Annotated in this window: 11 protein-coding genes; 9 read left to right on the forward strand and 2 right to left on the reverse strand. The window is 52.2% G+C overall.

Features of this window, described 5'->3' with window-relative positions; translation table 11 throughout:
• Positions 1-168 precede the first annotated feature (168 nt).
• The gene (locus AB1690_13045; protein MEW6016231.1) at positions 169-1134 is read right to left on the reverse strand and encodes a YCF48-related protein; all 966 of its coding nucleotides are present in this window, start codon (positions 1132-1134) and stop codon (positions 169-171) included.
• Between the two features lie 84 nt (positions 1135-1218).
• Between AB1690_13045 and AB1690_13050 the strand changes: the two genes are divergently transcribed.
• From AB1690_13050 to AB1690_13090, 9 genes are read left to right on the forward strand one after another with little or no spacing between them, the layout of a single operon-like run.
• Positions 1219-1887: an ATP-binding cassette domain-containing protein gene (locus AB1690_13050; GenBank protein ID MEW6016232.1), complete on the forward strand. Its 669-nt coding sequence runs from the start codon at positions 1219-1221 to the stop codon at positions 1885-1887.
• On the forward strand, positions 1884-2735 hold the full coding sequence (locus tag AB1690_13055; protein MEW6016233.1) for a permease-like cell division protein FtsX: 852 nt from the start codon (positions 1884-1886) through the stop codon (positions 2733-2735). The genes AB1690_13050 and AB1690_13055 overlap by 4 nt, the downstream gene beginning before the upstream one ends.
• Positions 2732-3910: a peptidoglycan DD-metalloendopeptidase family protein gene (locus AB1690_13060; protein ID MEW6016234.1), complete on the forward strand. Its 1179-nt coding sequence runs from the start codon at positions 2732-2734 to the stop codon at positions 3908-3910. The genes AB1690_13055 and AB1690_13060 overlap by 4 nt, the downstream gene beginning before the upstream one ends.
• A complete protein-coding gene (locus AB1690_13065; protein ID MEW6016235.1) occupies positions 3894-5054 on the forward strand; it encodes a hypothetical protein in 1161 nt (386 codons plus the stop codon). The genes AB1690_13060 and AB1690_13065 overlap by 17 nt, the downstream gene beginning before the upstream one ends.
• A 45-nt stretch (positions 5055-5099) precedes the next feature.
• Positions 5100-5960, forward strand: coding sequence for a regulatory iron-sulfur-containing complex subunit RicT (gene ricT, locus AB1690_13070; GenBank protein ID MEW6016236.1), 861 nt, complete (start codon positions 5100-5102; stop codon positions 5958-5960).
• 14 nt (positions 5961-5974) lie between these two features.
• Positions 5975-7894 (forward strand): methionine--tRNA ligase, encoded by a 1920-nt coding sequence (gene metG, locus AB1690_13075; protein MEW6016237.1) that lies wholly within the window; start codon positions 5975-5977, stop codon positions 7892-7894.
• Positions 7894-8670, forward strand: a complete 777-nt coding sequence (locus AB1690_13080) for a TatD family hydrolase (protein MEW6016238.1) — start codon at positions 7894-7896, stop codon at positions 8668-8670. The genes metG and AB1690_13080 overlap by 1 nt, the downstream gene beginning before the upstream one ends.
• Positions 8671-8687: 17 nt before the next feature.
• Positions 8688-9476 carry a 16S rRNA (adenine(1518)-N(6)/adenine(1519)-N(6))-dimethyltransferase RsmA gene (gene rsmA, locus AB1690_13085; GenBank protein MEW6016239.1) on the forward strand — a complete coding sequence of 263 codons (789 nt, stop codon included), beginning with the start codon at positions 8688-8690 and terminating at the stop codon, positions 9474-9476.
• A gap of 45 nt (positions 9477-9521) precedes the next feature.
• Positions 9522-10253, forward strand: coding sequence for a pyridoxine 5'-phosphate synthase (locus AB1690_13090; GenBank protein ID MEW6016240.1), 732 nt, complete (start codon positions 9522-9524; stop codon positions 10251-10253).
• A gap of 94 nt (positions 10254-10347) precedes the next feature.
• Here AB1690_13090 and AB1690_13095 read toward each other — a convergent pair.
• Positions 10348-11723: 4-hydroxyphenylacetate 3-hydroxylase N-terminal domain-containing protein (locus AB1690_13095; GenBank protein MEW6016241.1), on the reverse strand; the 1376-nt coding region annotated here is incomplete at its 5' end.

The following is an 11723-nucleotide window of genomic DNA, read 5'->3' on the forward strand; positions in this document are numbered from 1 at the left end:
AAGAATATCGGAAAGATTGTATTCAAACTCGATTTTCATTCACTCAAAATTTGCGGTTACTTGAGCCGAAGTCAAGTACAAACTTTCGGACTCTTATCCGGGATTTCGGAACCGATGAATATTCAATAACCGCCGCTTGCCTGAGGTTCTTGCCCTTTGGGAACAGCACTACCGTCCGAACGCAAGCTCGCTATAGACCAGCGCTCCCTTTTGGCCGCAGGCAAATATCCTTCCACCGACTCTGACTATCCGGTTCAGTTCGCCTGATACCCCGCTCAGTTCCGGCACCCAATTCTTGCCGGAATCATCGGTATAAAGAATAGTTCCGTTATCTCCGACCATAAATGCCTTCTTTGAATCAATCAGAAGAACATCGATAAAATGCATATGGGGAGGAAAGTACTCGAGTGGATGCCAGGTCTTTCCGCCATCTTTAGAAACTGCCGCAAATCCCCCCATTCCGGCCATCAACCCAAAATTCCCCTGGAGGGCGACGGAGCGGACCGTTTTCTGCGGAGGAATTGCCACCGCTTCCCAGTTCCGGCCGCGGTCGCGGGATATCTGTATCTTGTCTGCCGCCAGGGTAACAATGACGCCATCGGAGGATATATTCATATTTTTTGACTGATGCCCCATATCTATCGATACCGTATCCCAGACAGAGCCGCCGTTATTTGTCGCCAGTAAAACTCCCCGCATACTGCCGGAAGTTGCCATATTGGCTCCTAACGCAAATCCCCGGAGGGAATCGATAAAGCCGACCCGGTAGAACCACCAGGCGCTGTCTGTCGCCAGATGCCGCCAATCATTCCCGCCATCTTCCGTCAGCAGAATAGTCCCCTTATTTCCCACCATAATTCCTTTCATACAACCCGGGAAAAAATAGATATCCTGCAGAACCAGGGGCGGCTCGATCTTTCCGCTTTTAAGCTCCTTGCTCTCCGTGGAGAATTGAACGATTTCCCCCCGCGCCGTAACCGCAAAACCGTCTGTATCGGAACATAAATGAATTCCGGTCAGACCGATATCCGGAGGCAGCGATATCTTTTTCCATTCCGCGGAGTAAACCGACGTCCCGCTCGCCGTGATTAACAAGGCGATTACAAGAAAGACCTTCCCCGGCAATATCTTCATATTATTATCTCCCAAAATAATTGAATTGCAGGCCGCATTATTATATGTTTCATTTAAGTTAAGGCTTGTGAGGAAAATGTCAAATTGAATAGTCGCGAGAAACTGGTAGAACTGCACGGAATAACGGCCCGAAGCGATGCCGGCTATATCGTATTCCGGAATCTTGATTTTACCCTTGCGGCGGGGGAAACTGCGGTCATCAGGGGCACGACCGGCTCCGGCAAAACCGCCCTGGCTGAAATAATTGTTGGTCAACGTCAGCCCGAGTCGGGAACGGTCACCCTGTTCGGCAATATACTTAGCCCGCGTAACCCGGCGGTACAAAGACAGACCAGACGCCGCATCGGCGGTGTCGGCGGAATCTTCTCCCTGATTGAGCGTCTCTCCGTCGCCGAAAATATTCTCTATCCGTTATTGATTCGAGGCGATGCTCGCTCCTATATTAAAAAGCGGCTGCAGCAGGCGCTGCTGCAATTCAATCTTACGGGGCGAAAGTCCGACCGGGTATCGGCATTGTCTCGGGGCGAAAAACTGATGGTAATGTTTGCGCGGGCGGTCATAGCCGACCAGCCTCTTCTTTTAATTGATGAGCCGCTGGAGCTTCTGGAACAGCCGCGATTTGAAGAAACCACTAATATTCTCAAACGACTCTCCGCCGCCGGGCATACTTTGTTGATACTGACTTCCGGGCAGAAAGTCATTGCCGTGCCGGGCGCTCGGGAATACCAACTTATTGACGGGCAGCTGCAATGAACCGCGCCTTTTATGTCATGGGCAAAATGCTCACCAACCTGTATCGCCGTCCCCTGGCATCACTGGGGACATTTCTCTCTTTGACCCTGCTGTACCTTCTACTCAATCTGGCATGGACGGCATCTTTGAGTACCGGGGCGTATTATGCCAGAATGATTTCGCAAATTGAGGTGGAGGCATTTCTGGATGACTCCGTTCCGGATTCCACCATCGCTCTTTTTGTCGAGAGCCTGAGTAAACTGGATGGCGTGCAGACCGTGGTTTTTGTTTCAAAAGATGAAGCGCGCGCTCGGCTGACCAGCCTGATGGGACTTGACCTGATGGACGGATTTGAAGAGAACCCTCTTCCCCGTTCCCTTGTCATCAGTTTTAAGGAAAATTATCTGACCAGTCGCTCATTAGAAGCCTTCCGCAATCAACTTTTCAACCTTCAGGGAGTTACCGAAATATTCTACGCCCAGCGATGGCTGGAGAAAGCGGAAGAGGCGCGTCGGCTTATCGGCAAAATAGTCCTCTTCCTCAGCATCGTAATCATCATAGCCGTCATTCTCAATCTGATTCAATCGGTCCGCTTCTCGGCGCGCAATGACCGGGACGAAATCGCGCAGATTAAACTGATGGGGGGCGGCATATCGCTTACTTCGCTTCCTTACGTTCTCGAGGGTTTGCTTCTCTCCTTGCTGTCGGGAATTGCTTCCTGGATGCTAATCCATTACAGTTTAGGCTATGTCAGTATCCGGGAAGTTACGATTATTTATCCTGCCAGCAGCGAGCAGTATCTCTTCTACCTGGGCGCCGCCGCATTGGGGTTGCTGGCCGGATTCATGGGGACCGTATGGAAAAAATGAGTTGCTCTAAATTCAGGCCTTTTATTCTGCTGCTTTCCCTGACCCTGGCTTATCTTCCGGCCTTATCACAGCAGGAGAATCTGGTGGAGCATAAAGGGGAACTGGAAAAAATAAGACAGGAAATAGAGCAGTCGAAGCGCAATATCGATTCCCTGCAAGCGGTGGAGAAACGCCTTCAAAAGGAACTTCTTAATTATGAGCAGCGGACATCCATCAATGAAACCGTACTCAAACGGTTGACCAGTCAATTGGAGACAACGCGCAAGAACGTTCGAAACGCCAAGACGGAACTGGAGCAATCCCAGAGCAAGTACCAGATAACGCGGAGCAGATATATCGAAAACCTTGCCGTCTATTATAAGGGGATGCAGGAGAACTTTCTGCAACCGGAGGGGGCAATCGAGCTGGAAGAGGATGCCTTCAGGCGATACCTCTATCTGAAAGCGTTTGCCGGTTATGACCGGGCCCGGCTGTCGCGCGCCTCCGAATTTCTTAAGGAAGCGGAGTCGGAGTATGCCGCCTTGATGGATAAGGAGAAAACGATTGGCTCCGCCCAGAGACGGAAAAAGCAGGAATATACCCTGGCGGCAACGCAGAAGGAGCGTCGCGAGAGGGACCTTTCGCGGTTGAAGCGAAAACGTGACGCCGAAGCGGACCGCCTCCTTTCCCTTTCGGAAGCGGCCCGTCAGATGGAAGAGCTGATAAGCCGTCTTGAATCAGAACGCCAGGAGCGGGAGCGCTCTGAAATCGCCACCGATTTCGATTTTACAACCGGCAATTTCGTGTCATATAAAGGGCGCCTGATCGCTCCGATGTCCGGGAAAGTTGTTAAGGGATTTGGCTGGAGCACCCACCCGGTCACGAAACTTAAGTCGTACTCGCCCGGAATTGAGCTCAAAGGGGAAGCCAATAAGCCGGTTGTCGCCGTCGCTGACGGCGTTGTCGCCTATGTCGGCAACTTGCGCGGTTATGGCATCTTTGTTATTATTGAGCATGAGGATGGTTACTATTCGACTTATGCCGGACTGAAAAACGTCTCGGCCGAATCGCGACAATTGGTGCGGCGCGGGGAACGGCTCGGGCTCTCCGAAAACGGACTGCTCAAGTTCGAGCTGCGCCAGGGCAAAGAGCCGGTCGACCCGGTGGAGTGGATAAGAATTGATTACCTTAAATGATATTCCCGGGCAGCAGACTCCCAAGAAAATTCTGCTTGGCTCTCTCAATCGCGGGAAAGTTGCCTCGACCTATCTCTTTTATGGGGATGACGGCGTGGGGAAATGGGGGATGGCTCTTGCCCTCGCCGCTCTTCTCAACTGCGAAAAACTGGCGCGCGACGATGACGGCAAGATAGTCGATTCCTGCGGGCAATGCCGCAACTGCCGTCTGATTACCGGATTCAATTTTACCGAAATGCTTTTTGCCTTGCCGCTGCCTCCCCACAAGAACGACAAGGAATATGCCGAGCTGTTTTGGGAGTTCCTCCAAACCAAGAAGGCGGAGCCTTATCAAATCGTTACCGGCAACCGCCAGCTGACTATCCCTATCGATGCCGCGCGCGAAATTAAAAAGAAATGCGCCATCCGGCCGGCGGCGGGATTGAAACGAGTCGTCCTTTTTTACCAGATGGAAAAAATGCTGCAGGCGTCAGCCGATTCTCTCTTGAAACTGATTGAAGAACCGCCCCCCGAAACTGTCATTGTTCTCACCGCTAATTCTCCCGGAAATCTCTTGCCGACTATCCAATCCCGCTCCCAGAAAGTCCGGTTTGCTCCTGTTTCGCAGCCGGAAGCGGTCGCCTATCTTACTCAACGATATGGCCTCCCCGAGGAAAAAGCGGCTGTTGCCGCCCGACTGGGAAGAGGCTCAATCGGCAAAGCCCTCAACTATATTCCAAATCCCGCTGATTCCGAACAGCCGGAAACCGAAGACACCGCTGATACCGCTATCTCCTTTCGACAGAAGTCATTCCTGATGTTTAAAGGGTTATTCTCAAAGGATACTCCCGCGGCGCTGGACACGATTGACAATCTCCTGAAAAGCAATGACCGCGGCGATGCCGAACGAGTTCTGGAGCAGTGGCAGTCCTTTCTGGGCGATATGATTTGCGCCAAATACGACAATCCGACCGGAATAATAAATTCCGATTTTGCTCATGACATTGACGGCTTTTCGGCAAAAATTTATGATTCGGACCTCATTGCCCGGCTGACCGAAGAGATAAAATTGACCGTCCTGGGACTGCGTCGCAACACCCATCCCCGGCTGGCATTGGCAGCGCTGGCTATAAGAATGCGTCGTGTTATCAATCAATCTCCTTGACTCTAAATACCGTATTCTTATTTTAAGTCTTTTAAGGGAGATTATATGCCGGAATTATATACAGTAGCATTCAAGGGGAATCGGCGGGAGTACTATTACAATACTTTTTATCACTCCTTAAGCCCTAAGGAGCATGTCATAGTGCAGGCTGACCGCGGCGAGGATATCGGTTTGCTCGACAAGAAGATCATAACTCCTATCGATTTTTCCGATAAGGATAAGCCGCGTTCTATCCTGCGACCTGCCAGCGAAGAAGATAAACGGAACCTGGAGCTGAATCGCTCGGATGAAGAGAAAGCCTGGAAACAGACGCTGGACCTGATAAAGAAGCATAACCTCGAAATGAAACTGGTCGACATCGAATATCAGTTTGACCGCAACAAGATGACCTTCTATTTCACCGCCGAGCATCGCGTCGATTTCCGCGCCCTGGTGCGCGACCTTGCCTCGGAGTACAAGACTCGTATTGAATTGCGACAGATTGGTGTCCGGGATGAAGCCAAGCGGATCGGCGGTTACGGTGTCTGCGGCCAGCAGCAATGCTGCACATCGTTTCTCAAGTCTTTCGACCCGATATCTACCGCCGATGCCCGGGTGCAGGGCTTGTCGCTGAATCCCTCCAAGATTTCCGGAAATTGCGGGCGGCTGCTCTGCTGCCTCAAATACGAGTCGGAACATTATTCCGAAACCCGCAAGAAATATCCTGAAGTAGGCGAGAAATATATCACTCCCTCCGGTTCCGGCACCGTCGACCGCATTAATGTCTTCGAAGACTATATGGTGGTTAAACTGGACAGCGGAGAAGAGGTCAAAGTGTACGGCCGTGATATCAAACGGAAAGAACGGAAACAGACCTCATTTTTTTCCAAGTGGCGGGAAGCGCTCAATATCGATAAATCCGAATAAGGGGAGGACGTCTTTTGCAAAAACCATACTATGTAACGACTCCGATATACTATGTAAATGACCGTCCTCATATAGGCCATTCCTACACCACGGTTGCGGCTGACCTTCTGGCGCGGTATCAGCGTTTAGCCGGACGGGAAGCCTATTTTCTGACTGGCACTGATGAGCATGGCACTAAAATCGCCGAAGCGGCGGCAGCCACCGGCAAAGCCCCCAAAGAGTTCTGTGACGAGGTCGTGCAGCATTTCAAGAAAGCCTGGGAAGCCCTCTCTGTCGAGTACGACGACTTTATCCGCACCACCGACCGCCGTCACGAAGAAGCGGTCCAGAAGCTCCTCACTTTGCTCAACGGCGCGAAGACCGATGATGGTCAGGCGGTTATATATCCCGGAGTCTATGAGGGGATTTACTGTGTCGGCTGCGAGAAATTCCTGACCGAAAAAGAGCTGGTCGATGGTCTCTGCCCCAACCATCGGCGCAAACCGGAAATTCTCAAAGAAAAAAACTACTTCTTCCGCCTGACTTCTTATCTGGACAAAGTCAGAAAAGTAATTGAGACAAATGAAATGCTGGTTCTTCCGGATGAAAGACGGCGCGAAGTCCTGGGCTTGCTCAACCAGGACCTGGGCGACTTCTCCGCCTCCAGGGAGAGAGTCGAATGGGGCATCCCCCTTCCGTTCGACCCGTCGCAATCGGCGTATGTCTGGGTTGACGCCCTCTCCAACTATATCACCGCCATCGGATATGGCAGCGATGAGCCTAAATTCCGGAAGTGGTGGTATGACGCCGAAGTGGTGCATCTGATGGCAAAAGATATTCTCAAATTTCACTGCATCTATTGGCCCGCCATCTTAATGGCGGCAAAGCTTCCCCTGCCGCAGACCATCTTTGTCCATGGCTTTTTCACTGTTGACGGTGAAAAAATGTCCAAGTCGCTGGGCAATATGATTGACCCCAATGACCTTGTGGCGCAATTCGGCTCTGATGCCACCCGATATCTTCTGCTGACGCAATATCCGTTTGGAGCCGACGGCGATATTCAGGTCTCACGACTGGCGACAAAGTACAACAGCGACCTCGCCAACGACCTGGGGAATCTTGTCTCCCGCGTCGCCAAGATGATTGTGGCTAATTTTGATGGCTTGCTGCCGCCTCCCGTAAAGAATCTTGAGGGGCTTCAGCAGCTGATAGAATCGGCCGAAGATGTTCCCGACAAAATCATGGGGCATATCAATAAATTCGAGATAACCTCGGCTATCGAGGAGGCGATGAATCTGGTTCGGATGACCAACCGTTTCTTTGATACCAACGCCCCCTGGAAACTGGTCAAGAACGGAGAGAGGGAAAAAGCGGGCGGCGTTCTCTATGCCTGTTCGGAGGTCATTCGCATCGCCGCCATTATGCTGTCGCCGGTAATACCCGGCAAGTCGCGGCAGATTCTCTCTGTATTCGGCTTGGGCAAGGAACATCTGCGGAAAGAAAATGCCGCCACTTTCTACCATCTGGAACCGGAGATTCCGGTTCGTCTGGCAGAGTCGATATTCCCCCGCAAGGAAACCTCTGAAATGAGGGGCGAGCCCTCGCGCAAAAAATCCGGCGACTCCGCTGACGGCTTGATTGATATTGCCGATTTCGGCAAACTTAAACTGGTGGTGGCGGAAGTGCTGGACGCGGAGAAACTGCCCGGCTCGGACAAACTTCTCCGGCTCCAAATCGATGTTGGCGGGGAGAAACGACAAATCGTTGCCGGAATAGCTGAATTTTATTCTCCGGATGATATCAAAGGTAAGAAGATAGTTGTTGTCAAAAATCTTAAGCCGGCAAAGATTCGCGGCGTGGAATCTAACGGGATGCTTCTGGCGGCGAAAAAGGATGGCAAACTCTGCCTGGTAGTTCCGGAAAGCGACCTGCCGGCCGGCGCGACAATCAGCTGATGACCGACTCGCATTGCCATCTTGACTTCAAGGAATTTCGCGGACGGCTCGATTCCATAATCGAAGCGGCCCACCAGGCTGGGGTTCATACCATGATTAACATCGGAGCCGACCTGGAAACCTCCCGCAACTCAGTATCGCTGGCAATGAAGTACGAATCGGTGTATGCCACGGTCGGAGTGCATCCTCACGATGCCAGGACCTACAATGATGACGTCGCCTCGGAGCTGACGGCTCTGCTGGGTAAGAGCAAAGTAGTTGCCATCGGAGAAATTGGACTGGATTATTATCGCGACCTTTCGCCGCGTCCGGTGCAAAAGAAGGTATTCCGCCAGCAGCTGGAACTCGCCGTTAAACATCAGATGCCGGTGGTGATTCATACTCGGGAAGCCTTCCCTGAGACATTTGAAATTGTCAAAGAATACTCACCCCGGCTTCCCGGCGGTATATTTCACTGCTTCCCCGGCACAGTCGAGGAGGCGATGCAGGTCATCGGCATCGGTTTCCATATTTCCGTTGGCGGCGTGATAACCTTCCCCAATTCAAGAATGGCGGCCGTGGCCGCCGGTGTGCCGTTGGACAGAATTCTTCTTGAGACCGACAGCCCCTATCTGGCGCCGGTGCCGTATCGAGGGAAAACCAATCAACCGGCATATGTCCGGGTTGTCGCCGAGAAACTGGCGGCGCTTCGGAATCTTTCCGTTGAAGAAATCGAAAAAGTGACCGACCGCAACTGCCGCAAAGTTTATCGTCTGGAGGAGACTTTTGGCGGCTGATATTGTCTTGTTTTTTTATGCCCAAGCGAAGATTTTCTCAGAATTTTTTGACCGACCGCGGCATCGCCGAGCGGATAGTCGCCTTTCTGGAGCCTGGCGCCGCTGACACCGTTCTCGAAATCGGCGCCGGCCGCGGCATTTTGACCGAAATCATCGCCGCCTCCGGCGCCCGACTTTATTCTTTTGAAATCGACCGCGACCTGTTAGAAAATCTCAATAACAAGTTCGCCCCCTATAAAAATGTCACTATCCTAAACCGCGATTTCCTTGCCGTCATTCCGGACGAATACACCGCCGAAAAATTCAAGCTCATCGGCAATATTCCGTACGATATCACCTCCCCCCTTCTGGAATGGATGCTGCGCTTCCGGGAAACTATAACGCGCGCTGTTATCACCACCCAGAAAGAGCTTGCCGACCGCATCGCGGCCTCTCCTGATAGCAAAGACTGGGCGCCGATCTCTATCTTCCACCAATGCTTTTTCGATATCAGGAAAGTGATGAGCATCTCCGGTGGCGCTTTCTACCCGCCGCCTAATGTCAAATCAGCCACCCTTCTTTTCTCCGCCAATGAGAAACATCATATCCCGTTCTGGGATGACTTTGAGCGGATTGTCCGGCAGGCATTCCATCAGCGGCGAAAACTTCTCTCCAATAACCTTCTGCATCTCCCGGGTATGACCCGTGAAGATATCCATGCCGCCATTGCCTCGTTGGGACTGCCGCAGAATATACGCGCCGAGCAGCTCGCTATCGAGGACTTCATCCGCCTGACCAAAGCGGTCCTGTCCGTAAAAAATGCTTGATATCAATATTTGAAAACGATAACGTCTTCTGGTTCAGGTAGAATTATGCCGTTAATCTCAATTCAGGTTGACCATTTTGCCACTCTGCGGGAGATAAAACATCTCCGCGAACCGGACCCCTCGCAGGCCGCCGTCATAGCGGAATTAGCGGGCGCCGATGGTATCTGTTGCCATCTGCGGGAGGACCGCAAAGCGATTCGCGACCGCGACCTTTATATCCTCAAAGAGATGGTCAAGACCAAACTGAACCTGCGGATGGAGCCGGCCGATGACCTGATGGAGCGGGCTCTCGAAGTCAAGCCCTGGATGGTAACTTTCATGCCGTTCACCGATGAAAATCCCGGTATCCAAAGCGGCATTGACCTCGACCACAACCGAGACCTTTATGGCGAGAGCGCTGCCTCATTGAAAAATTCCGGCATCAATGTCTGCTATTTCGTTGACCCGGAGATTGAAGCAGTAAAGCAGGCGGCAAAAGCGAAAGCCGATGCCGTCGAGTTGAACGCTTTCAAATATGTCGCCGCCGATTCTCTGGAGCGAGCTGAAGCGGAATTGGACAAACTGGAGCAGATGGCACAGCTGGCATCAAAGCTGGACTTGATGGTTTATTGCGGCAACGGATTGAACTACCGCAATATCCGCCCGATTCTCGATTTGGGATTGGTGGAGGAGTTTACTGTCGGCTATGCTGTCGTCTGCCGCGCCGTAATGGTCGGTCTGGAGCGGGCGGTCAAAGAGATAGTTGATATCGTACATCAACCGCCGCCTAAACCATAAGGCTCCTCTTCGAACTGCCCCAAAGAACTTCCAACTTAAACAACAAAATTCTATTGCCCGCTACCAATGACAAATCATTCAGCGATGTCCTGTCCTATTTTTTTGTCTCCGGTTCCGGAATCTCTTCGGTTATTCCGGCCAGCCTCTTGGCAATGGCAACCTTTTCTTCAAGATTTTCCGATGCCCGAATCATCAGTTTGGCGCCATCGGGAGAGCCGCCGCCATGCATACATCCCGGCACCCCGGCTCCGATAGTCGCCCATTCGACAAGGCGCGCCGCCCGGACGCGCGCCTCCGCCGAATGCTTCGCTTTCAGATATTTTTCCAGAAGCGCTCCATAGCGCTCGGACTTGATATCCTTATATGACGGAATACAGCCGGTCTCGGCGATACCGCCTGAGATATCCTGCGCCAGAAGAGAGGTCTCATATGGCAGCGTCGCCACATGCACCTTATTTACATTCGAAAGCAGCAAATCACAGACCCAGGCTCCGGAAGGATGTTTCTTCCCCATCGCCGCCGCCGCTATTCCCATTCCGTAAGTGGTCTCGTTGTTTATATGCATCTTGGTGATTTTATCGGTGAACGCTTTCGAAGACAATCCGTTTGCCCGCGCCACCAGAACAGCGGCGCCTATCTTGACATCCCCCTGACCAGCGACACATCCTCCAATCGCCGCCCGGTAGGAACTGATAAAATACTTGATGGCATTGAAAGAGAAATCAAATTCCCCCGCCATAAACACCCGCTCCATCGGGACAAAAACATCTTCAAACAGCAGATATGCCTGTGTAATTCCCCCCTCCTTGACCGGGATGTCGAACCCCTCTTCCATTTCTCTGGTGTCGCTGGGGCGACGAGTCTCCACAATCGTCAAACCTTCAATATCCCGCGGAACCACAAATGACACCGCATAATCCCTATCGGGCTCCTTATATGCCGAACCGGGAAGCACGAATATCTCATTCGATGCCGCTACTCCGCAAATCATAACTTTGGCGCCCCGAACCACGATACCATCTTTCCTTCGCTCCACAATCCGCAGTGACATATCGGGGTCATCCTGGGCCGACGGTGTCTTGGTGCGGTCCCCTTTCGGGTCGGTCAGGGCTCCCGAGATGGTGATATCAGAATGCTGCGCCTCTTTTAGCCAGCGCATGAAACGGCTGTGATATCCGGTGCCGTATTTCTTGTCGATTTCCCAGGAAGTAATATAGATGGCATTGAGCGCATTCCAGCCCACACACCTTCCGCCAGTGCAGGTGCCGGTCTTCTGAAACATATGGCGTTTCAGACGGCTGTTGGCATACATATCTTCCGGCGCCCGGACTATCGAAAGATACCGGCTGATCGGCTCGCCAGTCAAATCTGAAGTTGTGGTCAAAATTTCCCGCTCGGCCGGGTCATCGAGAAGTCTATAGGTCTGGGCGTGCCCTTCAACGGTGTTTCGGGTCGCGGGATGACTCGTTA

The sequence above is a fragment of the Candidatus Zixiibacteriota bacterium genome (assembly GCA_040753495.1).
Taxonomy (GTDB): Bacteria; Zixibacteria; MSB-5A5; order GN15; family PGXB01; genus DYGG01.